We start from the raw sequence: 24,678 nt of genomic DNA, 5'->3' as shown, positions 1-24,678 counted from the left end.
GGCGACCGCAACCCCCTGGGCCCCTGCACCCCCCCCCCCGCCCCCCCCGCCATAAACCCCCCCACACAATCCCCTGTGGCCCCAACCCCCCCAACGCCGGGCGGGCGGGGCGGAATCCCACACCCCCCCGCCCCGACTTTGTTTGAGTCCTCTTCAAAATATCCGCAAATTCGCTCGCACGGATGTGCACAGGAGCCTTCGCAGCCCCTAGGCTCAGGCCACATGACTGCTGCTATATCCGCTGACGGCATACGTCAGCGGTACGGGGATGTGCAGGCCGTCGACGGGGTGTCGTTCACCGTCGAGGCCGGCGAGTTCTACGGGATCCTGGGCCCCAACGGCGCCGGGAAGACCACCACGATGGAGATCCTGGAAGGAGTCCGGAAACCGGACGAGGGCCGGATCCAGCTGCTGGGCATGGAGCCCTGGCCGCGCAATCCGAAACTGCTGCCGCGAATCGGCGTGCAGTTCCAGGCGACCGCTTTCTTCCGGAAACTGACGGCCCGGGAGACCATCCGCACCTTCGCGTCGTTCTACGGGGTCGGCCCCAAGCGGGCCGATGCGATGCTGGAGCGGGTCGGCCTCTCGGACAAGGCCGAGACCCTGACCGACCAGATGTCCGGCGGCCAGGCCCAGCGCCTGTCGATCGCCTGCGCACTGGCGCACGACCCGGAGCTCGTCTTCCTGGACGAGCCCACCACCGGACTCGACCCGCAGTCCCGGCGCAACCTGTGGGACCTCCTGCGGGACATCAACGCCGAGGGCCGCACGGTCGTGCTGACCACGCACTACCTGGACGAGGCCGAGGTGCTCTGCGACCGGGTCTCGATCATGGACCACGGCAAGATCCTCCACACCGGCGCCCCGGCGGCGCTGATCCGCGAGATCGACGACACCGTCCGGATCAGCGTGGCCTCCGGCCAACTCCCGCTCGCCCGGGCCCGGGAGCTGATGACCGCGGCCGGCGCGGACATCGCCAACCTGGAGGACGACACCGTCTCGCTCTCCGTCTCCACCCGCGTTCCGGCCCCGGTGCTCAGCGTCCTCGCCGAGCAGAACGCGCTGCGCGGCCTGGAAGTGCGCGGCGCCACCCTGGAGGACGTCTTCCTCCAGCTGACCGGACGGGAGTTCCGCGCATGACCGCCAGCACCTCCACCGAGCCGCAGGCCCCGGCCCGGCGCGGCGGCCCCGCCACCGACGAGCGGGAGCGGGTCAGCGCGTTCTGGAGCCTGTCCCGCGCCATGCTGCTCGGGATGAAGCGCGACCGCACCGCGACCTTCTTCATCCTGCTGTTCCCGCTGGTGTTCCTGGTGTTCTTCGGCAGCGTGACCAAGGGCTCCGGCAGCCCCCACGCCAAGGTGGCCCAGGTCGGCGCGGTGAAGCTGTTCGACTCGATCCAGGGCGACGAGCGGGCCGGGCTGGACAAGGTCCTCACCATCACGAAGACCGACGACGAGGCCGCCACGCTGGAGAAGGTCCGCAAGGGCGACTACGACGCGCTGATCAAGCAGGGCCCGGACGGCACGGTCGAGCTGCGCTACACCGCTGCCGACCAGGTCCGCGCCGGCGCGCTCCAGGGCATCCTCAACTCGGTGGTCCAGACCGCCAACCAGGCGGCCACCGGCCAGAAGCCGGCCTTCGTGCTGGACTCCCAGCAGGTCGAGGACAAGTCGCTCAAGCCGATCCAGTTCCTCACCCCCGGCCTGCTCGGCTGGGCCGTCGCCACCGGCGCGGTGTTCGGTGCCGCGCTGACGCTGGTCAACTGGCGCAAGTCCAAGGTGCTGCGGCGGCTGCGACTGGCCCCGATCAACGCCGGAACCGTGGTCAGCTCCCGGATCCTGGTCTCGCTGCTGACCGCGTTCCTGCAGACCGCCGTCTTCCTGGTGGTCGCGACGAGCTTCTTCGGGCTCAAGCTCACCGGCAACTGGTGGCTGGTCATCCCGCTGGTGGCCTGCGCGACGCTCGCCTTCATGTCGATCGGCCTGCTGGCCGGCTCGGTCGCCAAGACCGAGGAGGCGGCCAACGGCATCTCGCAGATCATCGTGCTGCCGATGTCCTTCCTGTCCGGCTCGTTCTTCCCGCTGGACGGCGCCCCGGGCTGGCTGAAGGCCGTCTCCGAGGTCATGCCGCTGCACTACCTGGTCAACTCCGCCCAGTCGGTGCTCACCCGCGGCGGCGGCGTCATGGACGCCCTGCCGACCATGGGCGGCCTGCTGCTCTTCGCGGCCGTGCTGACCGGCATCTCCTGGAAGCTGTTCCGCTGGGAGGACTGACCCTCCCCGGTTGACGTCCACCGATCCCGACGGGGTCGTACGCCTTTGGTCCCGGTGTACGACCCCGTCGGCGTCTGCGACCATGGTCGGGTGAGAGAGATCCGGCGAGGCACGTTGAGCGAGGAGACCTTCTACGACCAGGTCGGCGGTGAGCCGGCCTTCCGGCGGCTCGCCCACCGGTTCTACGAGGGCATCGCCGAGGACGAGTTGCTGCGGCCGATGTACCCCGAGGAGGACCTCGGGCCGGCCGAGGAGCGGATGGCCCTCTTCCTGATGCAGTACTGGGGCGGCCCGCGCACCTACAGCGAGCGGCGCGGCCACCCCCGGCTGCGGATGCGGCACGCGCCGTTCAAGGTCGACAAGGCCGCGCACGACGCCTGGCTCACCCACATGCGGGCGGCCGTGGCGAGCCTGGAGCTGCCGGCCGAGCACGAGCAGCAGCTGCTCGAGTACCTGACCTACGCCGCCGCCTCGATGATCAACACCCCGGGCTGAGGCCGTTCCCGGGGTCTTACCGGGGTCTTCCCGGGCTTGCGGGCCGGGCTTGCGGGCCGGGTCTTGCGGGCCGAGGTTTTGCGGGCCCGGCTACCGGACCGGGCTGAGCCCCAGCCCCGCGCCCGGCGCGGCCACCGTGCGCACCGCCACCGAGCCCGCCGGGGCGCTCAGCCGCAACCAGCCGCCCGCCCGGTGCACGGTCAGCGGGGCACCGGGCCGCAGGAAGCCGATCACGTACGCGGCGTGCAGCGCGCGCAGCGGCAGCTCGGGCAGCACCGTGACCGGGCGGGACCAGATCTCGTCGGCCAGCGCGTCCAGCACCGTGCGGCCGCGGTGGTGGGCCGGGACGGCCTCGCTGCGCTCGCGGAACTCCTGCACCCCGGCCATGAGTTCGGGGTACACCTCGGCCACCGGCGGGGCGCCCACCGGCCGCCAGCCGGTGCGCGGCGGCAGCAGCCCGGCCCAGGCCGGGCCGGTCACCGGCGCGGGCAGCGCGACGGCGCCCGCCTCGGCGTCCACGCCGTCCAGCAGCTGGCCCGCCGAGACGGTCAGGTCCACCGGGCCGTCCAGACCGCCCAGCCGCACGGTACGGACCGCCAGCGCGCCCGAACCGCCCAGCGGCAGCCGTCCGAAGACCGCCAGCACGCCGTCGCCGTCGCCCGGGCCCACCGCCTGGAGCCGGACGGCCGCCGCCCGGTCGAAGCGCAGCAGGCGCAGCAGGAAGGCGGAGAGGTCGGCGGCCTCCCCGGTGTCGGTCAGGGCGAGACGGGCGGTGATGGTCACAGCGGTTCAGCTCGAATCGTCAGATGGGGTCAGACGGTGGCGACGGCCGGCTCTACGTCCATGAAGCGGCCGAGGAACTCCCGCTCCACCGGCGAGATCCGGCGCGGCCGGCCCTCGGCCAGGTCGTAGGGGACGACCACGGTGGACGCCCGGACGTACACGATGTCGCTGCCGTCCTCGGCGACGTCCTTGATCTCGTACGAGACCGTCAGCGAGGCGCCGCCGATCTTCGTCACCCAGGTCTCGATGGTGACCGGCTCGGGCCGGTGCACCAGCGGACGCTTGTAGTCGATCTCGTGGCGGGCCACCACCGAGCCGCCCGCGAACTCCCCGGCGCCGGCCGCGGCGGCCTGGGTGAACATGAAGTCGATCCGGGCCTCCTCCAGGTAGCGCAGGAAGACCACGTTGTTGACGTGCCCGAAGGCGTCCATGTCGGACCAGCGCAGCGGGCAGGCGTAGATGTGGCGAGCCACGGCAGTTCTCCTCGGTGTCCGGTCGCCCGCCGCCGTCCACCGCCGGTGGCGTGGGACGCGACGCGGCGGACGGTGGCGACGGGCCGCGGCCCGGCAGGCCGCCCCGGAGGGCAGTCTGCCGGGCCGTTGTGACGGCTGGGTGTCAGCCTCGGGTCAGCTTCTTGTACGTGGCCCGGTGCGGACGGGCGGCGTCGGCGCCGAGCCGCTCGATCTTGTTCTTCTCGTACGACTCGAAGTTGCCCTCGAACCAGAACCACTTGCTGTCGCCCTCGTAGGCGAGGATGTGGGTGGCCACTCGGTCCAGGAACCAGCGGTCGTGGGAGATGACCACGGCGCAGCCGGGGAACTCCAGCAGGGCGTTCTCCAGCGAGGAGAGCGTCTCGACGTCCAGGTCGTTGGTGGGCTCGTCGAGCAGCAGCAGGTTGCCGCCCTGCTTGAGGGTGAGCGCCAGGTTCAGGCGGTTGCGCTCACCACCGGAGAGCACGCCGGCCGGCTTCTGCTGGTCCGGGCCCTTGAAGCCGAAGGCCGACACGTAGGCGCGGGACGGCATCTCGACCTGGCCGACGTTGATCCAGTCCAGACCGTCGGAGACGACCTCCCAGAGGGTCTTCTTCGGGTCGATGTTGGAGCGGGTCTGGTCGACGTAGCTGACCTTGACGGTCTCGCCGACCTTGACCGTGCCGCTGTCCGGGGTCTCCAGGTCCTGGAGCATCTTGAACAGGGTGGTCTTGCCGGCGCCGTTCGGGCCGATGATGCCGACGATGCCGTTGCGCGGCAGGGTGAAGCTCAGGTCGTCGATCAGGATCTTCTCACCGAAGGCCTTGTTGAGGTTCTCGACCTCGATGACGACGCTGCCCAGACGCGGGCCCGGCGGGATCTGGATCTCCTCGAAGTCCAGCTTCCGCATCTTGTCCGCCTCGGCCGCCATCTCCTCGTAGCGGGCCAGACGGGCCTTGGACTTCGCCTGACGGCCCTTGGCGTTGGAGCGGACCCACTCCAGCTCCTCCTTGAGGCGCTTGGCGCGCTTGGCGTCCTTCTGCCCCTCGACCTTGAGGCGCGACTGCTTGCTCTCCAGGTAGGTGGAGTAGTTGCCCTCGTAGCCGATCGCGCGGCCGCGGTCGAGCTCCAGGATCCAGCCGGCCACGTTGTCCAGGAAGTACCGGTCGTGGGTGACGGCGACGACGGTGCCGGCGTACTTGGCCAGGTGCTGCTCCAGCCAGTTCACCGACTCGGCGTCCAAGTGGTTGGTGGGCTCGTCGAGCAGCAGCAGGTCGGGGGCCTCCAGCAGCAGCTTGCAGAGCGCCACGCGGCGCTTCTCGCCACCGGAGAGCTTGGTGACCTGCCAGTCGCCGGGCGGGCAGCCCAGCGCGTCCATGGCCTGCTCCAGCTGGGCCTCGAGGTCCCAGGCGTTGGCGTGGTCCAGGTCCTCCTGGAGCTTGCCCATCTCGTCCAGCAGCGCGTCCGAGTAGTCGGTCGCCATCAGCTCGGCGATCTCGTTGAAGCGGTTGAGCTTCCCCTTGATCTCCTTGACGCCGTCCTCGACGTTCTCCAGGACGGTCTTGGACTCGTCCAGCGGCGGCTCCTGGAGCAGCATGCCGACGGTGAAGCCCGGCGAGAGGAAGGCGTCGCCGTTGGAGGGGTGCTCCAGGCCGGCCATCATCTTCAGCACGGTGGACTTACCGGCGCCGTTGGGGCCCACGACGCCGATCTTCGCTCCGGGGAGGAAGCTGAGCGTCACGTCGTCAAGGATGACCTTGTCTCCGTGAGCCTTGCGCACCTTGCGCATCGTGTAGATGTATTCCGCCACGTGAGATCGCTCCGGCGTCGTCGGGAGTAATTCGGCTTGCAGCCTTCCATTGTGCCGCACCCGACCCGGAGCCCGAACCGCCCAGGTCACCCCACGGGGGTATCCGGAGCCGCTCCCCGCCCGCCCGGGCCCCGCCACCAGCGCCCCTTCCGCCCCGCCCCGCGAACGCGACGGCCCGGCTCCCCGCACGGGTGCGGGGAGCCGGGCCGGTTGCCGCTCTCAGGGTCTCGGGAGGTCAGCGCCTCCCGGCCCGCTCGGGCGGTTCAGTCGGTTCAGGCGGTGGTGCGACCGTGACGGCCGCGGCGGCGCAGGACGAAGACGGCGGCGCCACCGGCCACGACCAGGCCACCGGCGACGGCGGCGAGGATCGGGGTGGAGTCATTGGCACCGGTCTGGGCCAGGCCACCGGTGCCGGGGGCGGCGCTGGTGGTCGCCGGGGTCGGCTGGCCGGCACCGGTGCTCGGGGTGCCCGACGGGGTCACGGACGGGCCGCCGGACGGGGTGCCGGTCGCGGCCGGGGTGGTCGGGGCCGGGGTCGGGGTCACGCCGGTCTTGCAGTCCAGGACGCCGGTGAACTGCTTGGAGTAGCCGTTCGGGCCGGTCACGGTGAAGTCGTAGCTCGCCTTCTCCTCGACCTTGACGAGCACGCTCTCGGTCTTGCCCGGCTGGACGGCGACCTGCTGCTTGCCGACCGTGACGGTGGCCGCCTCGTCACCGGTGTTGGTGACGGACACCCGCACGCCGTTGCTGGCGCACTCCTCCTTGGCGGAGCTGTCGATCAGCGCGCCCTTGCCCTGCTTCCAGGTGGCCTTGGCGCCGGCCGCGACGTTCACCTTGGTGGAGCCGGCCAGGATCATGGTCTGGCTGTGGCGGCCGCGGTTGTCCACCTTGCTCATGAAGACCCGGCCGCTGAGCACGGTGGCCTCGGCGGTGGCGTTGATGGCGGCCTTGCCGTCCGGGGTGCCGGCCGGCACGTCCAGGTACAGCGGGGTGTCCTTGTTGATCGGGCCCGCCAGGGCGCCACCGACCGGCTTGTTGTCCTTGTCCAGCAGCTTGACCTTGTCCGCGGCGTCGCCGGTGACGGTCAGCTTGACCTCGTTCGCGCTGGAGTTCAGCAGGAACGGGCCGAGCTTGCCGCCCGACTTGCCGGAGACCGAGTCCGGGGCGAGGGTCAGCGAGGGCTTCGGCTCGGCCGCGACACCCTTGTTGGCGTCGCCGACGAGGTAGTCGCGGAGCTTCTTGGCCTTGTCGTTGCGCGGGACGGCGTTCTTGTTGTCCGAGAACTTCCAGATCGCGGCCTGGGTGCCGGCGGCGGCGTCCGCCTCGCTCAGACCGTCGACGTGGATGGCCGTGGCCAGGGAGGCCAGGCTGGCCTGCGGGTACGAGTTGTCCAGGATCCAGCGGATCTTGGGGGCGTTCGCGTTGCTGTTGAGCGAGCTCGCGGCCCAGTCCGCCTCGTGGTACTTGGCGTTGCTGTCCAGGTAGACCGGGTTGTCGAAGTCGATGCAGTACGTCCGGAGCTTCTCGCCCGCGTCCGTCTTGAGGGTGAACAGGCCGCCGTCGACGGTCCCCTTGCCCTCGACGTCGATCTTCTCGCCGAGCATCTCGTTCTGGACCTCGGCGGTCACGCCCGAGGTCGGTGCGCCGGCCGCGGCCGCCGCACCGGCCGCGAACAGGCCTCCGCCCAGCGCCAAGCTGGTCGTGAGCATGACAGTGGTTATCCGGGACAGACTCAGCCCCTGCCTCTGGAACATCTGGGATCCCTCCGGGCCGGGCCGCACCGAGTGGGCAGTCCCCGCCGACTTGCCGATCCGCGCGTGCCCCCTGTGGCACTGCTGCGGGTATGAACCAGACGAATCCTATTGAGCCCCGGAGGCCCCGAAACCCCCATGCGAAATCAGGACGATTCCGTATCTGGATCGTTATCAATCCCCTCAGGTCCCACACAAGCTGACGGCCCGACAGAAACTCACGGACGGTTTTCTGTTATGCGGTCGGATTGCGCGTGCGGGCGCAACGACGTTCTCGATCAACATATTTGTCGACAGGGAAGGTCACCCGACCGGTCAGGTCGGCACATCCGCGGCGCCACCTCCCCGTGCCCTCCCGTCCACCTCCCCCGGTTCCCCCGCGACCGGCCTCCCGCCGGGCGGCAGCGCCCGCACGGCGGGTGCCGCCACCGCCGCCGGGGTCGCCGGGGAGCCCGCCCCGGACCGCGACGAGGAGCCCCTGCGCGCCTCCACCGCGCTGACGATCCACTCCGGCACCACCTCGTCACCCGTCTCCGCCCCGGCCGGCCCGGGGCCGCCCGGCGGCTGCCCGCGCACCCCCGCCGCCCACCGGAACGCCGTGGTACCACGGGTGAGGTCGTGTCCGACCGATCGCGCGTCGATCTCGGCCCGGCTGCGCCTCACCTCCCCGTCCGCCCACTCCCGCACCCGCAGCCGGCCGCTCACCAGCACCGGATCCCCCTTGGCCAGCGAGCCGATCAGATTGACCGCCAGCGCCCGCCGGGCCGTCACCGTCACCCACTGCGTCTCGCCGTCCACCCAGCACTCGCGCTGCCGGTCGTACCGCCGCTCGGTGCAGGCGAGCCGGAAGTTGGCCATCGGCACCCCGCCGCCGGTTTCGCCGTAGCTCACCTCCGTCGCCACATTGCCGACCACCGTCACATGCGTCTCGTTCACGGCACACCCTCCGTTCCCGCCGATGCACCGTACGGAATCGACCGGTGCGCCTTGAGCGTGCACTTCGGGGGAAATCCCGGCCACCGAGTTCCGAAATCCTGTGGATAACTCGGGCCTGTGGAAACTTTTGTCACTCGCGGGGGTGAATTTCAGCCTCCCGCAGCCTCTGCATGGCCCGAATCTTCGCGGCCATGACAACAAACCCGCTGCTCGCCGCCCCGCCGGCACGCCCCGGAAGCCACCGGGGAACAGGCTCCGGAACGCACCCGGACGGCCGTCCGCGCACGTCATCCGACCGGCGCAACGGCGATAAAGACCCCCCACCCGCCCCGTCGGCGGCACATTCTCCGTGCCGAATCCATAACGGGTGAGGAGGCAGCCCCGTAACGACTGCACAACGTCCGGCGCGGAACACTCCCAGACCGCTGCACTCACGGCCTTCACCTGCGATTATCGGACCGCTCCACCGAACCGACACACCAACGGCGGTGTCGTCACACCCGGCCGGGGAAGCGGTCACCCTTATCCTGTCCCCGACAGGGCGAGGGCCCACCACCCCCACCCCCACCCTCAGGTACGGGGCCGGACAGCGCGCGCCCCGGCGCCCGCCAGCCCGATCCCGGCCACGGTCGCGCCCGCCAGGGCGCCGCCCGTCCCGCCCCCATAGCTCAGCGGATAGAGCACCCGCCTTCTAAGCGGTAGGTCGCAGGTTCGAATCCTGCTGGGGGCACCATCCGGCAATTCCGCAGGCCACCGCTCCGGCGGACACCATCCGTGTCCGTTCCGGACCACCCGGTCATCCCGTACACCAACCGTTCCGCGCACCCTTCGCGCAGAACTCGTGACGATGCGTATCGCGGCCGCCGTGAAACAGGACCGAAAACGGGGTCAATCGGAACAACCGGAATTCCCGGTGAATCCCCCGCCCCGCACGCGTCGGAGCACGCGCCGTCCCCGACGGCCGAGCCGGTCGGACCCGATCCGATCCGACCGGACCGGACCGGACCGGCGCACTCCGGCTCGGACCCGCCTAGCCCGCCAGCCCGGCCAGATAGGCGTCCAGCAGCTCCGCCTGCCGCTCCGCGGGGAACTCCTCCGGAGCGAACAGCGCCTGCACCACCAGACCCAGCACGAAGGCCTGCGCCCCCGCGGCGAGCGCCGCCGGGTCGGCCTGCGCCGGGAGCTCCCCCAGTCGCTGGGCGTCCGCGACGTGCGCCGTGAGCGCGGTGCGCGAGCGCGCGTAGCGGCCCGCGTGCGCGGCCGCCAGCTCCGGGTCGGCCAGGGCGTGGTCCCAGGAGCCGACCCAGATCCGGTTGTCGGCCGCGGCCTCGCCGTCCAGCGGCAGCACGTCCAGGAGCGAGGCCCGCACCCGGGCCAGCCCGGCCGGCGGCTGGCCGTCGGCCGGGGCGGTGCGCCGGGGCCGGGCCAGCGAGCGCCGGTCCAGCTCCTCCAGCGCATGGCTGAGCAGCGCCCGCTTGTTCGGGAAGTAGTGCGTCAGCATCCCGGTGGAGGCACCCAGTTCGGCGGCCACCGCGCGCAGGGTCAGCCCCTCGAAGCCCCGGGTGGAGAGCACCCGCCACACCCCCTCGGAAACATCCGAGCGTCGGGCGTCATGGTCTCCACGGGCCGGTGTCATGGGGGCTATCGTACATACCAAACGTTTGTTATGAATGGTTCCGCCAACCTCAGCACCACCCGTGAAAGGCCGCCCGTGTTTGCCGTACCGCTCACCGAGAACGCCGAACTGCGCCCGCTGGAGCCCTGGCAGGCCCCCGAGTTCCTGACCCACCTCGACCGCGCCCGCGCCCACACCGACCCGTGGATCCCCTGGGCGACCTTCTCGGTCGACCTGGACTCCGCCCGCGCCACCCTCCAGCGCTACTCCGACGGCCTGAACGCCGACCAGAAGCGGATCTACGGCATCTGGCTGGACGGCACGCTGGTCGGCGGCGTGATGTTCGTGAGCTTCGACGCCCGGTCCGGCGTCTGCGAGATCGGCGCCTGGACGGAACCGGCCGGCGAGGGCCACGGGCTGATCACCGCCGCCGTCAAGCTGCTGCTCGACTACGCCTTCGCCACCCGCGGAATGCACCGCGCCGAGTGGTGGTGCTCCTCCGTCAACGCCCGCAGCCGGGCCGTCGCCGAGCGGGTCGGCATGACCCGCGACGGCGTGCTGCGCGAGTGGTACCCGTACAACGGGGTCCGCTACGACAAGGAGATCTGGGCCATCCTGGCCTCCGAGTGGACGGCCGCCGCCCAGGGCTGAGCCGCCCGCGAAAGCGGCGGGGCCCGGTGGACACCTCCGTGCCACCGGGCCCCGCCGCTCCAACACCGTCCAGCTCGAACCCCCTCGCTCGAACACCGCCCCGCTCGAACTCCCTCGCTCAGGCCGCCCGGGCCCCGACCGCCGGGCGCTCCGCCGCCACCCCGGCCGGCGGCTCGGCGGCCCCGCCCTCCCCGGCACCCGGGACCGCACCCGCATCCGCACCCGCATCCGCATCCAGGGCCGCGCCGCCGACCACCCGCAGCCGCCACACCAGCAGCACCACCAGCACCAGCACCCCGCCGGCCGACAGGAAGACCACGTCCACGGCGTCGGTGAAGCTGCGCACCGCGTGCTCGCGCGCGGTCCCGGTGAGCGTCCGGACGGCGCCCAGCGGCCGGCCCTGCTCGCCGTCCGCGAAGACCCTGGTCAGCACGGTGCCGAACACCGCCGCCCCCAGCGCGTTGCCGAGGTTCTGGAAGAACCGGATGCCGGTGGTCGCCACGCCCAGCTGGTGCACCGGCGCGGCCTGCTGCACCACCACGATCAGCTGGCCGATCAGCTGACCCAACCCGCAGCCCAGCAGGGCGAGTTCGGCCATCACCGCGGGCAGCGCGGTGGTCGGCCCGCTCAGGCCGAGCAGCAGCAGGGCGAGCGCCGCGCAGCCCGCGCCGGCCAGCAGGAAGGTCCCCAGCGAGTGGCCCCGGGCGAGCAGCCGGCCGACGGCCAGGCCGGAGACCGTCATCCCGGCCGCCATCGGGATCAGGTACAGGCTGGCGGTGGTCGGGGCGACGCCCCGGGCGAGCTGGAGGTAGAGCATCACCTGGACGATCGCGCCGATCATGCCCATCCCGACCAGGCCCTGGATCGCGAAGCCCAGCCGCACCACCGGGATCCGGAACAGCGACAGCGGGAGCACCGGCGCGGCGGCGACGGCCTGGCGCCACAGGAAGAGGCCGAACGCGGCGACCGTGCCGAAGGCCAGCCCGAGGATCACCGGGGACGTCCAGGCGTAGTCCTTGCCGCCCCACTCGGTGACCAGCAGCAGCCCGACCGCGAACGCCGCGGCCAGGGCGGAGCCGAGGAAGTCCAGGCCGCCGCGGCCGGTCGCCCTCGGCAGCCTGATCACCAGGGCGACACCGACCAGCACCACCAGGCAGAGCGGCAGGTTGACGTAGAAGATCCAGCGCCAGCTGACGTGGTCGGCGAGCAGCCCCCCGACCAGCGGGCCGACCGACATGCCCAGTCCCGCGACGATCCCGCCCATGGCGCTGCCCTTGGCGTTGGCGCGCCCGCCCGGCTCCTTGAACTGGGCGATGACGACCATGGTGACGCTCATCAGCCCGCCGCCGCCGATGCCCTGGACGGCCCGGAAGGCGATCAGCTGGCCCATCGACTGCGCCGCTCCGCACAGCGCCGAACCGAGCGTGAAGGTGGCGACCGCCCCGAGGAGCACGCGCTTGGCGCCGTAGGAGTCGCACAGCTTGCCGTAGAGCGGCAGCAGCGCGGTGGCGGCGAGGGCGAACGCGCTGATCAGCCAGGGCAGCCGGTCGACGCCGTGGACCGGGTCGAGGTCGCGGACGATCGGCACGGTGGCCGCCGAGACGATGTTCATGTCGAGCACGGCCAGCACGATCGTGACCAGGCAGAGCAGCATGCCCGCCCTGCGTCGGCCGGGTGTCATCGGCGCGGTGGCGTCGGGCGGTGCGGGTACGGCGGTGGCCATGGTCAAGTCCCCCCAGGGTCGGTCGAGTTCGCGTCGGGGCCGGGGTGGCCGGCGGCGCGTCCTCACCATGGCAGCATTTTTGTACCCGGTCAATTCTTCATCCCGACCAATCTTTCAGCCCAGCCAATCTTTCTACCTGACCAATCTTTCGGACCGGTCAACATTTGAGCCTGGTACAGTCCCCAGCATGGCGATGCGACCCGCACAGGACCCCGGCTCCGACGTCGACCTGGACGCGCTCCCGCTGCGCGAGCGCAAGAAGCTCCAGACCGGCATGCGGATCTTCCGCACGGCCATCGCGCTCTTCACCGAGCGCGGCTTCGACCAGGTCTCGGTCGCGGAGATCGCCGCCGCCGCCGAGGTGTCCAAGATGACCGTCTTCAACTACTTCCCCACCAAGGAAGAGCTGGTCATGCGCCCGATGGAGCAGCACCTCGACGAGCCCGCCCGGGCGGTGCGCGACCGCGCCCCGGGCAGCTCCGCGGCGACGGCGCTGCGCGAGCAGTTCCTCGCCGCGCTGGAACGCTTCGACCCGGCCTCCGGACTGAACGACGACCGGATCGTGCTCGACGTGGTCCGGCTGATCCACCGCACCCCGGCACTGACCGCCCGGGCCACCCACGGCTTCGACCTGCTGGCGCACGCCGCGCTCTCCGCCGAACTGATCGCCCAGGACCCGGCCCACGACGAGCTCACCGCCCGGGTCGCCACCGCCCAGGCGCTGGCCGTCCGGGTCGCGCTGATCGCCGCCAACCACCGGCGGATGCTCGCCGGTGAGCGGGCCGCCGACGCCCTGCCCACCGCGCTGGAGGAGGCCCGCCGCGCCTTCGCCCTGCTCGAACACGGCCTCGGCGACTACTGCACCCGTGCCGCCTGAGAGAGTTGGCGCACCACGACCGACCGGAGGTGCGCATGGACCAGCCGCTGCTCACGCGGGACCGCTCCGCCCTGCCCGCGCAGGCCGAGGGCCTCAACGCGTACGTCGGCGAGGACGGCGTCGCCGTCCTGGAGTTCGCCCGCCCGCACCGCCGCAACGCGGTGACCCTGGCGATCTGGCAGGCGCTGCCCAAGGTGCTGGAGCAGCTGGCCGGCCACGAGGGCGTGCGCGTCCTGCTGCTCACCGGCGCCGGCAACACCTTCAGCGCGGGCGCGGACATCGCCGAACTCTCCGAGGTGTACGGCGATCCGGAGCGCGCGGAGGCCTACCACGCGACCAACGTCGCCGCCGAGGAGGCGCTGGCGGCCTTCCCGCACCCGACCCTCGCCGTGGTGCACGGTGCCTGCGTCGGCGGCGGCTGCCAGCTCGCCGTCGCCTGCGACCTGCGGTTCGTCGCCGAGGACGCCCGGCTCGGGATCACCCCGGCCAAGCTCGGCGTGGTCTACTCGGCGGTGCCGACCGTACGGCTGTCCCGGCTGATCGGCCCGGCCCGGGCCAAGTACCTGCTGTTCTCCGGCGAGTTGGTGGCCGGCCGGGACGCCCTGCCGCTGGGCCTCGCCGAACGCGTCCTGCCGGACGCCGAACTGGACGCCGCCGCACTGGACTTCGCCCGGGTGCTGACCCTCCGCTCGACCCAGACCATCGGCGCGGCCAAGGCCGTCCTGGACGCCCCGCCCGAGCGGGCGGACGAGGTCCTGGCCCCCTGGCTGCTCCGCTCCCGGGAGGGCTCGGACATCCGCGAGGGCCTGACGGCCTTCCTGGAGGGCCGTCCCGCCCGGTTCTGAGCCGGGCCCGCCACCAACCCGCCACCGGACCGCCCCTTCACGCCCCTTCACGCCCCCGGAGCACCCACCCCGATGACGACCGAGGCCGCGCCCACCGCCCCCACCAGCCGGACGATCTGGGCCCGCCGGATCACCGACGGCCTGGAGCCGAAGAACGTGATCATCGCGCTGCTCCCGGTGCTGGGCGGCCTCCGCTACGGCCTGCCGGGCATCGGCTGGGCGCTGTTCGCCATCCTGTTCGCCGCCGTCGTCCCGACCCTGATCATCCGGCACGGCATGCGCAAGGGCACCGTGGCGGACCGCCACGTCGGCCACCGGCAGCGCCGGCTGACCGTCTTCCCGCTCATCATGGGCTCGGTGCTGCTCAGCTTCGCGGTGATGATCGGACTGGACGCCCCGGCCGACCTGACCGCGCTGGTCCTGGCGATGTTCGCCTCGCTGGTCCCGATCCTGGTGATCACCGCCTGGTGGAAGGTCTCCGTCCACACCGCCGTGGCCACCGGCGCGGTGGTCTGCCTCGCCATCGCACTGGGCCCGCTCTGGCTGCTGCTCGCCCCGCTGGTTCCGGCGATCGGCTGGTCCCGGGTGGTGCTGCGGGACCACACCGCCGCGCAGACGGTCGTCGGCGCGGTGGTGGGCGCGCTCACCGCCGGGCTCACCTTCTGGCTGGCCCGCTGAGTCAGCGGATCGGCACCCCCGAGATCGCCCGGGCGATCACCAGCCGCTGGATCTCGCTGGTCCCCTCGAAGATCGAGTAGATCGCGCTGTCCCGGTGCATCCGCTCCACCGGGTACTCCCGGGTGAAGCCGTTGCCGCCGAGGATCTGCATCGCCTGCGCGGTCACGTACTTGGCGGTCTCACCGGCGTACAGCTTGGACATCGAGCCCTCGGCCGCCGTGAAGGGCTGGTTGTTGGCCGCCATCCAGGAGGCGCGCCACACCAGCAGCCGGGCCGCGTCGATCCGGGTCCTCATGTCGGCGAGCTGGAAGGCCACGCCCTGGTTGTCGATGATCGGCCGGCCGAACTGCTCGCGCGTCCTCGCGTAGTCCAGCGCCACCTCGTACGCGGCCCGGGCGATGCCGATCGCCTGCGCGCCGACGGCCGGACGGGAGGCCTCGAAGGTGGCCATCGCCGCGTTGCCCCTGCCCCCCGGGCGCTTGACGCCCTCGCGGGCCCGGGCCAGGCGCTCGTCCAGCTTCTCCTTGCCGCCGAGCAGGCAGCTGCCGGGCACCCGGACGCCGTCCAGCACGACCTCGGCGGTGTGCGAGGCGCGGATGCCGTGCTTCTTGAACTTCTGGCCCTGGCTCAGTCCGGGGGTGCCGGGCGGGACGACGAAGGAGGCCTGGCCCTTCGCGCCGAGCGCCGGGTCAACGGTGGCGACCACCACGTGGACGGCGGCTATCCCGCCGTTGGTGGCCCAGGTCTTGGTGCCGTTCAGCACCCACTCGTCCGCGGCCTCGTCGTACACCGCCCGGGTGCGCAGCGCCGAGACGTCGGAGCCGGCGTCCGGCTCGGAGGAGCAGAAGGCCGCCACCTTGACGTCCTCGGGCGTGCCGAACATCTGCGGGGTCCAGGTGCCGATCTGCTCGTCGGTGCCGTTGGCCAGCACCGCGACGGCGGCCAGGGTGGTGCCGACGATGGACAGCCCGATGCCGGCGTCGCCCCAGAACAGTTCCTCCATGGCGATCGGGATGCCGACGCCGGAGGGGTCGAAGTACTGCTGGGCGTAGAAGTCCAGCGAGTAGATGCCCAGCTTGGCGGCCTCCTGGATGACCGGCCAGGGGGTCTCCTCGCGCTCGTCCCACTCGGCCGCGGCCGGGCGCATCACGTCGGCGGCGAAGCCGTGCAGCCAGTCGCGTACGGCGAGCTGGTCCGCGCCCGGGTCCAGCGAGAACGTGCTGCTCATGGTGCGTGCCTCCGAAGACGTGTGCGGCCGACCGGGGTGTTACCTCGGGTAACATCGTGGGAGTCTGCTACTGATTGGTAACCGGTGTCAACGCCCAGGCAGACCCCGCCGAACCCGATCCCGAGGAGCAGCGCATGTCCCGAGAGCCCCGCCGCGAGCAGCTGCTCAACGCCGCCGACCGGGTCATCCAGCGCGAGGGGCCGGGCGCCAGCATGAACGCCATCGCCGCCGAGGCCGGGATCACCAAACCGATCCTCTACCGCCACTTCGGCGACCGGAACGGCCTGATCAGAGCCCTGACCGAACGTCACACCGGCGGGCTGCTGGCCGCCGTCCGGGCCGCCCTCGCCGAACCGCTGGAACGCCGCGACCGGGTCGAACACGTCCTGGACACCTACCTCGCCGGCATCGAGGCCCGCCCCCAGGTCTACCGGCTGCTCACCCACCCCGAGCCCGGCGACCCCAGCAGCGCGGGCAACGCGCTCGCCCCCGCGCTCAAGCAGATCGCCGAGGAGATCACCAGGGCCGTGCGGAGCCAGGTCGACCTCGGCGCCGACCGCGACCTGCTCGCCGAGGCCTGGGGCCGCGGCATCACCGGCATGGTGCTGGCCGCCGGGGACTGGTGGCTGGAGACCAGGCCCTGCTCCCGCACCCGGATGGTGCAGGCGCTGGCCGACCTGCTCTGGGGCCGACTCGCCGCCGCCGCGGACCTGCCGACCGCCGTCCCGCCGACCGCGCCCGAGCCGACCGCCGACTGAGGCCCGCGTCGCCCGACAGCGTCCGCCGACCGGAGCGCCCCTCCCCGAGCCGACCGCCGACCGCCGAACGCCGACCGCCGACCGCCGACCGCCGAGGGAACCGTCCGGCGCCCGAACTCTTGTGCCGCGCACGACAGTCCGGGCATCATCGGGCCCCACCCCCACCCCTGCCGTGCGAGGTCCCCGATGCGCCTGCGCCGCACCGCCGTCGCCCTGCTGCTCGCCGCCACCGCCGTCCTCACCGCCGTCCCGGCCTCGGCCCACGGCGGGCAGCCGGGCCGTTCCCCCGCCCCGGACCGCTTCCCCACCGGCACGGTCACCGCCGCCGACGGCCGCACCTCCCTCACCGACGCCCAGGGCCGCCGCCTGCGGCTGCGCGGCTTCAACCTCGACAAGTACGCCGAGGCCACCCCCGCCGACCTCGACTCCGTCGCCGCCCAGGGCTTCACCCTGGTGCGGCTGCCGGTCTCCTGGACGAGGCTGGAGCCCGGGCGCGGCCGCCTCGACCCCGCCGAACTGCACCGCGTGCAGCGGCTCCTCGACCGGGCCGACCGGCTGGGCCTGCTGGTCCTGATCGACTTCCACCAGGACGTCTACGGGCCGAAGTTCGGCGGCGGCACCAACGGCGTGCCCGTCTGGGCCACCCGGGACGACGACCTGCCGTTCACCCCCGACCCGGACGACTGGTTCGCCGGCTACTTCCAGCCCGCCGTCCAGGCCGCCTTCCGGCACCTCTACGACGACCCCGACCTGCGCGCCTGGCAGGCCGACTTCTACACCCGGCTCGCCCGCGAACTGCGCGGCCACAGCTCACTGTTGGGCTACGACCTGTTCAACGAGCCGTTCGGCCCGGTGGACGGCGACCCGAGCGACCCGGCCGTGCTGGCCGCCGCCTCCGCCGCCCTGGAGCAGGGCCGGCTCGCCGACATGTACCGCCGCCTGATCACGGCCGTGCGCCGGGTCGACTCCCGCTCCTGGCTGTTCGTGGAGCCGACCGTGCTGGTCGGCCAGGGCGTACCCACCCGGCTGCCCGGCTTCGCCGACCCGCGCCCCGGCGCACCCCGGCTCGGCTACGCGCCGCACTTCTACGACACCGCGGTCGAGGGCGGCGCCGACTGGGACCCGGCCGGCGGCTTCGTGGAGCAGTACACCGCCGCGATCACCGGCTACCCGGCCGCCCACCGCCTGCCCGTCCTGGTCGGCGAGTGGGGCCCGCCGAACTCCCGCACCCCGGGCAACGCCGAGCTGGTCCGCCGTCAGGTCACCGCGATGGACGGCTTCGCCGAGGGCTGGACGATGTGGTACTGGTGCCGGGGCACCGGCGGCTACTGCGCGCTCGACCCGGCCGGACGCCCCGCCCCCGGCGACGAACCCGCCTTCGGCCCGTACCCGGTGGCCGTCGCGGGCACCGAGGTCCGGACGGCCGCCACCACCGTGGGCTGGCGCTCGGACGGCACCGGGCGCGGCAGCGAGATCCTGCTGCCCCCGGCCGCGTTCCCGCACGGGGCCGATGTCACCGTCGCCCCCGCCGGCGCCCGGGTCGAGGTCGAACAGCCGACCGGCGGGCGGGCGGGAACCGTACGCGTCCGGCTCCCGCACGCCCACCGGGGCACAACCGTGACGGTCACGCTCACCGCTCGATGAGCGGACCGAGCGGAACGAGCGGAACGAGCGGGCCGAGCGGGCCGAACGGAACGAGCAGCACGCGCGGGACGGTCACGCCAGTCCCCGGCGGGCCAGCAGCGGCCCGGTCTCCGGCGCCCGGCCGACCACCGCGCGGAAGGACTCCAGCGGGTCCCGGCTGAACCCGCGCGCCAGCAGCTCCCGCCGGAACAGCTCGCCGCTCTCCCGCACCGGGCGCCCGTTGCCCTCGAACCACTGCACGGTGTCGGCGTCCAGCACCTCCGACCAGATGTACGCGTAGTACGCCGCGCTGTAGCCGCTGGAGAAGATGTGCTGGAAGTACGCCGTCCGGTAGCGCGGCGGGATCGCGTCCACCGCGATCCCGGCCGCCGCGAGCGCCCGCGCCTCGAACTCCTCGGCGTCCGCGATCTCCTCGCCCTGCGGCACGGTGTGCCAGGCCCAGTCCAGCAGCGTGGCCGCCAGGCACTCGACCGTCCGGAAGCCCTGCCCGAAGCCCTCGGCCGCCGTCATCCGCTCGACCAGCTCGGCCGGCAGCGGCTCCCCGGTCGCGTGGTGGCGGGCGTAGTTGGCCAGCACCTCGGGCCGGACCATCCACATCTCGTTGACCTGCGAGGGGAACTCGACGAAGTCCCGGGGCACCGCGGTGCCCGAGAACAGCGGGTAGCGCACGTCCGAGAACAGCCCGTGCAGCGCGTGCCCGAACTCGTGGAACAGCGTGCGCACCTCGTCCCAGTCCATCAGCACCGGCTCGCCGGGCGCCGGACGCGGGATGTTGAGGTTGTTCAGCACCACCGACCGCTGCCCGGTCAGCCCGGACTGGGAGACCAGCGCGTCCATCCAGGCACCGCCGCGCTTGGACGCCCGGGCGTGGAAGTCGCCGATGAACAGGCCCAGCGGGCTGCCGTCCTCCTCGAACACCTCGAAGACCCGGGCGTCCGGGTGGTGGGCCGTCAGGTCCGGCCGCTCGGTGAAGCTCACCCCGTACGCCAGGTTCGCGGCGAAGAAGACGCCGTCCCGCAGCACCCGCTCCAGCTCGAAGTACGGGCGCAGCACCGCCGCGTCCACCTGGTAGGAGCTCTGCCGGACCTTCTCCGAGTAGTACGCCCAGTCGTGCGCGGCGAGCTCCCCGATCCCGTCCGCGGCGGCCGCCCGGGCCAGCTCCCCGGCCTCCCGCCGGGCCATCGCCACGGCCGGGCCGACCAGCCGGGACAGCAGGCCGGAGACCGCCTCGACGGTGCCGGACGTCTCGTCCGCCACCACGTACGCGGCGTGGCTCGGGTACCCCAGCAGCGCGGCCCGCTCGGCGCGCAGCGTTGCCATCCGGATCGCCAGCGGGCCGTTGTCCTCGGCGCCCCGGCCGAGCGAGGCGGCCAGCAGCCGCTCGCGCACCGAGCGGTCGTCGAGCCGGGCCAGTTCGGCCTGGCCGGAGGTGCTCCGCAGGCTCAGCACGTAGCCGCCCGGGCGGCCGAGCACCCGGGCGTTCTCCGCGGCCCCGGCGACGGCGCCCTCGGACAGTCCGGCCAGTTCCCCGGCGGAGTCCAGCACCAGCGCGGCGGAGCGGGTGGCGGCGTTCACGTTCTGCTGGAACGTCGTTCCGAGCGCCGCGAGTTCGGCGTTCAGCTCGCGCAGCCGGGCCTGCTCGGCCTCGCCCAGCCGGGCACCGGAGCGCACGAAGGCGGTGTACCGGCGCTCCAGCAGCCGCAGCGACTCCGGGTCCAGTCCGAGCCCGGCGCGGGCCTCGTGGAGCGCCTCGATCCGGGCGAACAGCGCGAGGTCCAGGTGGATGGCGTCGTGGTGGGCGGCGAGCAGCGGGCTGACCTTCGCCTCCACCTCGTCCAGCACGTCGGTGGTGTCCGAGGAGGACTGGTTGCGGAACACCGCGTCGACCCGGCGCAGCAGTTCCCCGGAGCGCTCCAGGGCCACCAGGGTGTTCTCGAAGGTCGGCAGGCTCCGGTCGGCGGTGATCGCCGCGATCTCGGCCAGCTGCTCGGCCATTCCCCGCTCGTACGCGGGCAGGTAGTGCTCCTCGCGGATCTCGGCGAACGGCGGGAGCTCGTAGACCAGCGGACTGGCCTGGAAGAACGGGTTCTCGGTCATTTCGCGAACCCTACGCCGTGTCACCCGCCCTGCCCACGCGGTTCACCACCCCTGCGGAACACCCGCCGGGGCCGTCCCGCCGGGCGCCGCCGTGCCCGCCTGCCACGCGTTGTCACACCCACCCGTTAACGTCGACGGCGCGGGCCCGTCGGTCGCGGGCCGCCGCGCGCCCGCCCGCGGGCCCGCACCCCCCGTACCCGTCCCCGCACGCCCGACCGCGCGCCGGAGAGGAGCAGCCCCCGTGGCACCCAGGACCGCCCTCGCGCCCGACCCGCACGGCCCCGGCGGCCGGCTCCAGGCACTGGACGACGCGGGCGCCCCGCTCGGCCCGCCGGAGACCGTCCGCGACCTCGCCACCGCCGTCGCCTCCCGGGAGGCCGCCGACCACCCGCGCTGGGTCTGGGCCGCCACCGACTCCGGGTACGCCCCGCTGCTGCCGCAGCTGCCCGACCGGCTCGCCCGCGGCCACGACCTGCGGCTGGTCGAGGCGCTGCTGCTGGCGCACGAGGGCCGGTTCGGCGCGCCCCGGTCGCTCGGCGCCGCCTGGGCCCGGCTGCGCGGCCTGCCCGTCCCGGCGGACCTGCCCGAACCGGGCCTGTCCGACGCCGACGACGGCCAGGACACCCTGTTCGCCCCCGACCGGCTGCAACTGCCGCCCGGCGCCGACCCGTTGGCGGCCGTGGTCGCCGTCCACGCCGAACAGCAGCGCCGGATCGCCGCCCTCGCCGACCCGGGCGCCCGGCAGCGGTTCCGGCTGCTGGTCGCCGCCGAGTCGGCCGGCGCCCTGGTGGCCGCCGAGATGGCCCACGACGGCCTGCCCTGGCGGGCCGACGTCCACGACCACCTGCTCACCGAGCTGCTCGGCCCCCGCCCGACCGTCCCCGGCACCCAGCCCAGGATCCTCGCCGAGCTCGCCGTCAACCTCCAGCAGGCGCTCGGCGCCAAGCCCTTCAACCCCGACTCCCACACCCAGGTGCTGCGCGCCTTCGCCGAGGCGGGCATCCAGCTCGGCTCCACCCGCTCCTGGGAGCTCAAGGGCATCGACCACCCGGCCGCGCAGCTGCTGGTCCGCTACAAGGAGCTGTCCCGGATCCACGTCGCGCACGGCTGGGCCTGGCAGGACGCCTGGGCCCGCGGCGGCCGCTTCCGGCCCGAGTACGTGGTCGGCGGCGTGGTCTCCGGCCGCTGGGCCAGCCGCGGCGGCGGCGCCCTGCAGATCCCGCGGATCCTGCGCCGCGCCGTGGTCGCCGACCCGGGCTGGCTGCTGGTCGTCGCCGACGCGGCCCAGCTGGAGCCCCGGGTGCTCGCCGCGCTCTCCCAGGACGCCGGGCTGGCCCGCACCGCCGCCGGCGGCGACCTGTACGAGGCGCTCGCCGCCCACGCCTTCCAGGGCGACCGGGACAAGGCCAAGCTCGGCCTGCTCGGCGCCATGTACGGCCAGACCAGCGGCGACATCGGCCCGCTGCTCAACACCCTGCACCGGCGCTACCCGGCCGCGATGGGCTACGTCGAGGCCGCCGCCCGCACCGGCGAGGACGGCGGCGTGGTCGCCTCGCGGCTCGGCCGGGTCTGCCCGCCGGCCTCCGCCGACTTCCTCGACCTCACCGAGGGGGACGCCGCGGGCGAGGCCGGCGGCCGCACCGCCCGTGCCCGCGGCCGGTTCACCCGCAACTTCGTCATCCAGGCCAGCGCCGCCGACTGGGCGCTGGCCCTGCTCGCCGCGCTGCGCCGCCGGCTGAACGACCTGCCGGCGTCCGGCCCGGCGGACCGCCCTCACCTGGTGTTCTTCCAGCACGACGAGGTGGTCGTGCACACCCCGGCGAACCTCGCCGACGAGGTGGCCGCCGCCGTCGCCGAGGCGGCCGACGAGGCCCGCCGGCTGGTGTTCGGCGACACCCCGGTGCGCTTCCCGCTCAGCACGGCGGTGGTGGACTGCTACGCGGACGCCAAGTGAGCGGACGCCGGGCGCGCCCGCACCGTCCGGCCCGGCCCCGGGCGGCCCTGCGCCGGACGGTCAGAGCTTCCTGAACCCGCGCGCGTCCTCGGCCGCCGCGACCACCTCGGCCAGGTCCGCCCCGGTCGAGGCGGTGACGGCGGCGGCCACCGCGCCCTCCACGAACGGCGCGTCCGCCAGCCGCACGCCGGGGCGCGGCTCGTCCTCCAGCACCGTGACGGCGGTGAGCACCGAGCTGCCGAGGTCCGGCAGCACGACCACGCCCGCCCCGGCGTCGGCCCGCGCGATCGCCCCGGCGATCAGGTCGTAGCTGGTGCCGAGCCCGCCGTCCTCGGTGCCGCCCGCGACGACCACCCGCACGCCGTCCGGGGCGAGTTCGCCGAGCAGCTCGCGCAGCCCCTCCGCGAGCCGGGCGCTGTGCGAGACCAGAACAATGCCCACGTTCTCACTCATGCGGCCGACCCTACGGCCGGAACCGACTGCTCCGGGAGAGTGATCGGAATCCCGCGTGTCGCACCCCGTGCCCCCCACCCCCGTCTGGCGTAGCGTCGGGTCGACGGCATCGACCGCCGTGGCGTCCTCACCCCGGTCACCAAGGGAGCGAAGAGCGTTGAAGAAGCTGATCAACACCCCGGAGAGCGTCCTGGAGGACGCGCTGGCCGGAATCGCCGCCGCCCATCCGGAGCTGGCGGTGGACGTCCCCAACCGGGTGATCACCCGGGCCGCCCGCCCGGCCGGTCCCAAGGTCGCGCTGATCTCCGGCGGCGGCTCCGGCCACGAGCCGCTGCACGGCGGCTTCGTCGGCCCGGGCATGCTCGACGCCGCCTGCCCCGGCGAGGTGTTCACCTCGCCCGTCCCGGACCAGATGCTGGCCGCCGCCAAGGCCGTGGAGAACGGCGCCGGCGTGGTCTTCGTGGTGAAGAACTACACCGGCGACGTGATGAACTTCGAGCTCGCCGCCGAACTCGCCGCCGAGGAGGGCCTGGAGGTCCGCACCGTCCTGGTCAACGACGACGTCGCGGTCGAGGACTCCACCTGGACGGCCGGGCGCCGGGGCACCGGCGCGACCGTGCTGGTGGAGAAGACGGCCGGCGCGCTGGCCGAGCGCGGAGCCCCGCTGGACGAGGTCGCCGCCCTGGGCGAGCGGGTCAACGCCGCCTCCCGCTCCTTCGCGATCGCGCTCACCGCGGCCACCGTCCCGGCCGCCGGCAAGCCCGGCTTCGACCTGCCCGAGGACGAGATCGAGGTCGGCGTCGGCATCCACGGCGAGCCCGGCCGCCGGCGGGAGAAGCTCCGCCCGGCCCGCGAGCTGGCCGCCGAGGTGGTCGAGACCGTCCTGGCCGACCACCACCTGACCCCGGGCGACGAGGTGATCGCCCTGCTCAACGGCCTCGGCGCGACCCCGCTGCTGGAGCTGTACGTGGTCTACGGCGAGGTCGCCGCCAGGCTCGCCGAGCGCGGCATCACGGTGGCCCGCAGCCTGGTCGGCAACTACGTCACCAGCCTCGACATGGCGGGCTTCTCGCTCACCCTCACCAAGGCCGACGCCCAGCTGCTGGAACTCTGGGACGCCCCGGTCGACACCCCCGCCCTGAAGCGCTGAGCCGCACCGAAGGAGACCCGATGGACTTCGACACCCCGCTGGCCGAGGCCTGGATCCGAGCGATCGCCGCGGCCGTCGAGAAGGAGCAGTCCCGGCTCACCGAGCTGGACTCCGCGATCGGCGACGGCGACCACGGCAGCAACCTCCGGCGCGGCTTCGCCGCCGCCCTGTCCGCCCTGGACGGCCTCCGGCCGGCCGGCCCCGGCGCCGTCCTCACCAGGACCGGCAGCACGCTCATCTCCAAGGTCGGCGGCGCCTCCGGCCCGCTCTACGGCAAGGCCTTCCGCGCCATCGGCGCCGCCCTGCCCGAACCGGCCGGGCCGGCCGACGTCGCCGAGGCCCTGTCGGCGGGCCTGGACGCCGTCCGCCTCCTCGGCAAGGCCGAACCCGGCGACAAGACCATCGTGGACGCCTGGACCCCGGCCGTCGCCGCGTTCCGCGCGGCGGCCGCCACCGGCGCCGGCCTTCCCGCGTCGGCGGCCGCGGC

At 73.2% G+C, this 24,678-nt stretch carries 22 protein-coding genes and 1 tRNA gene; 13 read left to right on the top strand and 10 right to left on the bottom strand.

The window, feature by feature from the left end:
• Positions 1–222 precede the first annotated feature (222 nt).
• From ACWGKU_RS27925 to ACWGKU_RS27915, 3 genes are all read left to right on the top strand, one after another.
• Positions 223–1,140 carry an ABC transporter ATP-binding protein gene (locus ACWGKU_RS27925; protein ID WP_359910612.1) on the top strand — a complete coding sequence of 306 codons (918 nt, stop codon included), beginning with the start codon at positions 223–225 and terminating at the stop codon, positions 1,138–1,140.
• Positions 1,137–2,273: an ABC transporter permease gene (locus ACWGKU_RS27920; RefSeq protein WP_401049965.1), complete on the top strand. Its 1,137-nt coding sequence runs from the start codon at positions 1,137–1,139 to the stop codon at positions 2,271–2,273. The genes ACWGKU_RS27925 and ACWGKU_RS27920 overlap by 4 nt, the downstream gene beginning before the upstream one ends.
• A gap of 90 nt (positions 2,274–2,363) precedes the next feature.
• A complete protein-coding gene (locus ACWGKU_RS27915) occupies positions 2,364–2,768 on the top strand; it encodes a globin (protein ID WP_387685424.1) in 405 nt (134 codons plus the stop codon).
• A gap of 90 nt (positions 2,769–2,858) precedes the next feature.
• Here the strand turns inward: ACWGKU_RS27915 and ACWGKU_RS27910 are convergent, their stop codons facing one another.
• The 5 genes from ACWGKU_RS27910 to ACWGKU_RS27890 all read right to left on the bottom strand — a co-directional run bounded on the left by ACWGKU_RS27910 (position 2,859) and on the right by ACWGKU_RS27890 (position 8,518).
• A complete protein-coding gene (locus tag ACWGKU_RS27910) occupies positions 2,859–3,551 on the bottom strand; it encodes a hypothetical protein (RefSeq protein ID WP_387685422.1) in 693 nt (230 codons plus the stop codon).
• A gap of 29 nt (positions 3,552–3,580) precedes the next feature.
• Positions 3,581–4,024 (bottom strand): acyl-CoA thioesterase, encoded by a 444-nt coding sequence (locus ACWGKU_RS27905; RefSeq protein WP_359910602.1) that lies wholly within the window; start codon positions 4,022–4,024, stop codon positions 3,581–3,583.
• 142 nt (positions 4,025–4,166) lie between these two features.
• Complete coding sequence (gene ettA / locus ACWGKU_RS27900) at positions 4,167–5,831, bottom strand: energy-dependent translational throttle protein EttA (RefSeq protein WP_452180877.1); 1,665 nt, start codon at positions 5,829–5,831, stop codon at positions 4,167–4,169.
• Between the two features lie 272 nt (positions 5,832–6,103).
• Positions 6,104–7,540: a Cys-Gln thioester bond-forming surface protein gene (locus ACWGKU_RS27895; RefSeq protein ID WP_401054820.1), complete on the bottom strand. Its 1,437-nt coding sequence runs from the start codon at positions 7,538–7,540 to the stop codon at positions 6,104–6,106.
• Positions 7,541–7,897: 357 nt separating this feature from the next.
• Positions 7,898–8,518 carry a single-stranded DNA-binding protein gene (locus tag ACWGKU_RS27890; protein ID WP_401054821.1) on the bottom strand — a complete coding sequence of 207 codons (621 nt, stop codon included), beginning with the start codon at positions 8,516–8,518 and terminating at the stop codon, positions 7,898–7,900.
• Positions 8,519–9,175: 657 nt separating this feature from the next.
• Here ACWGKU_RS27890 and ACWGKU_RS27885 point away from each other — a divergent pair.
• A tRNA-Arg gene (locus ACWGKU_RS27885) sits at positions 9,176–9,251 on the top strand.
• Between the two features lie 297 nt (positions 9,252–9,548).
• On the opposite strand, the gene ACWGKU_RS27880 is transcribed toward ACWGKU_RS27885, so the two are convergent.
• On the bottom strand, positions 9,549–10,154 hold the full coding sequence (locus ACWGKU_RS27880; protein WP_380550313.1) for a TetR/AcrR family transcriptional regulator: 606 nt from the start codon (positions 10,152–10,154) through the stop codon (positions 9,549–9,551).
• A gap of 75 nt (positions 10,155–10,229) precedes the next feature.
• Between ACWGKU_RS27880 and ACWGKU_RS27875 the strand changes: the two genes are divergently transcribed.
• Entirely contained in the window at positions 10,230–10,784 is a 555-nt protein-coding gene (locus ACWGKU_RS27875; protein WP_380550310.1) for a GNAT family N-acetyltransferase, read from the top strand.
• Between the two features lie 118 nt (positions 10,785–10,902).
• Here ACWGKU_RS27875 and ACWGKU_RS27870 read toward each other — a convergent pair whose 3' ends face one another.
• Entirely contained in the window at positions 10,903–12,507 is a 1,605-nt protein-coding gene (locus ACWGKU_RS27870; RefSeq protein ID WP_401050979.1) for an MFS transporter, read from the bottom strand.
• Positions 12,508–12,694: 187 nt separating this feature from the next.
• On the opposite strand from ACWGKU_RS27870, the gene ACWGKU_RS27865 reads away from it, so the two are divergent.
• The 3 genes from ACWGKU_RS27865 to ACWGKU_RS27855 all read left to right on the top strand — a co-directional run bounded on the left by ACWGKU_RS27865 (position 12,695) and on the right by ACWGKU_RS27855 (position 14,907).
• Positions 12,695–13,384: a TetR family transcriptional regulator gene (locus ACWGKU_RS27865; RefSeq protein WP_359910581.1), complete on the top strand. Its 690-nt coding sequence runs from the start codon at positions 12,695–12,697 to the stop codon at positions 13,382–13,384.
• A gap of 35 nt (positions 13,385–13,419) precedes the next feature.
• Entirely contained in the window at positions 13,420–14,229 is an 810-nt protein-coding gene (locus tag ACWGKU_RS27860) for an enoyl-CoA hydratase/isomerase family protein (RefSeq protein ID WP_452180198.1), read from the top strand.
• Between the two features lie 72 nt (positions 14,230–14,301).
• Complete coding sequence (locus ACWGKU_RS27855; RefSeq protein WP_452180199.1) at positions 14,302–14,907, top strand: phosphatase PAP2 family protein; 606 nt, start codon at positions 14,302–14,304, stop codon at positions 14,905–14,907.
• 1 nt (position 14,908) lies between these two features.
• Here the strand turns inward: ACWGKU_RS27855 and ACWGKU_RS27850 are convergent, their stop codons facing one another.
• The gene (locus ACWGKU_RS27850) at positions 14,909–16,135 is read right to left on the bottom strand and encodes an acyl-CoA dehydrogenase family protein (protein ID WP_387685403.1); all 1,227 of its coding nucleotides are present in this window, start codon (positions 16,133–16,135) and stop codon (positions 14,909–14,911) included.
• A gap of 134 nt (positions 16,136–16,269) precedes the next feature.
• Between ACWGKU_RS27850 and ACWGKU_RS27845 the strand changes: the two genes are divergently transcribed.
• A complete protein-coding gene (locus ACWGKU_RS27845; RefSeq protein WP_387685401.1) occupies positions 16,270–16,893 on the top strand; it encodes a TetR family transcriptional regulator in 624 nt (207 codons plus the stop codon).
• A gap of 186 nt (positions 16,894–17,079) precedes the next feature.
• On the top strand, positions 17,080–18,537 hold the full coding sequence (locus tag ACWGKU_RS27840) for a cellulase family glycosylhydrolase (protein WP_452180200.1): 1,458 nt from the start codon (positions 17,080–17,082) through the stop codon (positions 18,535–18,537).
• 72 nt (positions 18,538–18,609) lie between these two features.
• Here the strand turns inward: ACWGKU_RS27840 and ACWGKU_RS27835 are convergent, their stop codons facing one another.
• Entirely contained in the window at positions 18,610–20,634 is a 2,025-nt protein-coding gene (locus ACWGKU_RS27835) for a M3 family metallopeptidase (protein ID WP_452180201.1), read from the bottom strand.
• A 241-nt stretch (positions 20,635–20,875) separates the two neighbouring features.
• On the opposite strand from ACWGKU_RS27835, the gene ACWGKU_RS27830 reads away from it, so the two are divergent.
• Positions 20,876–22,588, top strand: coding sequence for a bifunctional 3'-5' exonuclease/DNA polymerase (locus ACWGKU_RS27830; protein ID WP_452180202.1), 1,713 nt, complete (start codon positions 20,876–20,878; stop codon positions 22,586–22,588).
• A 60-nt stretch (positions 22,589–22,648) separates the two neighbouring features.
• Here the strand turns inward: ACWGKU_RS27830 and dhaM are convergent, their stop codons facing one another.
• Positions 22,649–23,041, bottom strand: a complete 393-nt coding sequence (gene dhaM, locus ACWGKU_RS27825; RefSeq protein WP_359910558.1) for a dihydroxyacetone kinase phosphoryl donor subunit DhaM — start codon at positions 23,039–23,041, stop codon at positions 22,649–22,651.
• 157 nt (positions 23,042–23,198) lie between these two features.
• On the opposite strand from dhaM, the gene dhaK reads away from it, so the two are divergent.
• Together dhaK and dhaL are read left to right on the top strand one after the other, a co-directional pair.
• A complete protein-coding gene (gene dhaK, locus ACWGKU_RS27820; RefSeq protein ID WP_359910555.1) occupies positions 23,199–24,191 on the top strand; it encodes a dihydroxyacetone kinase subunit DhaK in 993 nt (330 codons plus the stop codon).
• A gap of 20 nt (positions 24,192–24,211) precedes the next feature.
• A partial coding sequence (dhaL, locus tag ACWGKU_RS27815; RefSeq protein ID WP_452191609.1) for a dihydroxyacetone kinase subunit DhaL occupies positions 24,212–24,678 on the top strand: 467 nt, incomplete at its 3' end.

The sequence above is a fragment of the Kitasatospora sp. NPDC054768 genome (assembly GCF_053612025.1).
Note: the sequence above shows the minus strand (reverse complement) of the source record. Positions and strands in the feature narration are given on the sequence as shown.

Coding starts and splice junctions, on each gene's coding strand:
- dhaM (WP_359910558.1), bottom strand. CDS start 23,041: ATGAGTGAGAACGTGGGCATTGTTCTGGTCTCGCACAGCGCCCGGCTC.
- ACWGKU_RS27870 (WP_401050979.1), bottom strand. CDS start 12,507: ATGGCCACCGCCGTACCCGCACCGCCCGACGCCACCGCGCCGATGACA.
- ACWGKU_RS27920 (WP_401049965.1), top strand. CDS start 1,137: ATGACCGCCAGCACCTCCACCGAGCCGCAGGCCCCGGCCCGGCGCGGC.
- ACWGKU_RS27865 (WP_359910581.1), top strand. CDS start 12,695: ATGGCGATGCGACCCGCACAGGACCCCGGCTCCGACGTCGACCTGGAC.
- ACWGKU_RS27850 (WP_387685403.1), bottom strand. CDS start 16,135: ATGAGCAGCACGTTCTCGCTGGACCCGGGCGCGGACCAGCTCGCCGTA.
- ACWGKU_RS27880 (WP_380550313.1), bottom strand. CDS start 10,154: ATGACACCGGCCCGTGGAGACCATGACGCCCGACGCTCGGATGTTTCC.
- ACWGKU_RS27925 (WP_359910612.1), top strand. CDS start 223: ATGACTGCTGCTATATCCGCTGACGGCATACGTCAGCGGTACGGGGAT.
- ACWGKU_RS27845 (WP_387685401.1), top strand. CDS start 16,270: ATGTCCCGAGAGCCCCGCCGCGAGCAGCTGCTCAACGCCGCCGACCGG.
- ACWGKU_RS27895 (WP_401054820.1), bottom strand. CDS start 7,540: ATGCTCACGACCAGCTTGGCGCTGGGCGGAGGCCTGTTCGCGGCCGGT.
- ACWGKU_RS27840 (WP_452180200.1), top strand. CDS start 17,080: ATGCGCCTGCGCCGCACCGCCGTCGCCCTGCTGCTCGCCGCCACCGCC.
- ACWGKU_RS27860 (WP_452180198.1), top strand. CDS start 13,420: ATGGACCAGCCGCTGCTCACGCGGGACCGCTCCGCCCTGCCCGCGCAG.
- ACWGKU_RS27835 (WP_452180201.1), bottom strand. CDS start 20,634: ATGACCGAGAACCCGTTCTTCCAGGCCAGTCCGCTGGTCTACGAGCTC.
- ACWGKU_RS27855 (WP_452180199.1), top strand. CDS start 14,302: ATGACGACCGAGGCCGCGCCCACCGCCCCCACCAGCCGGACGATCTGG.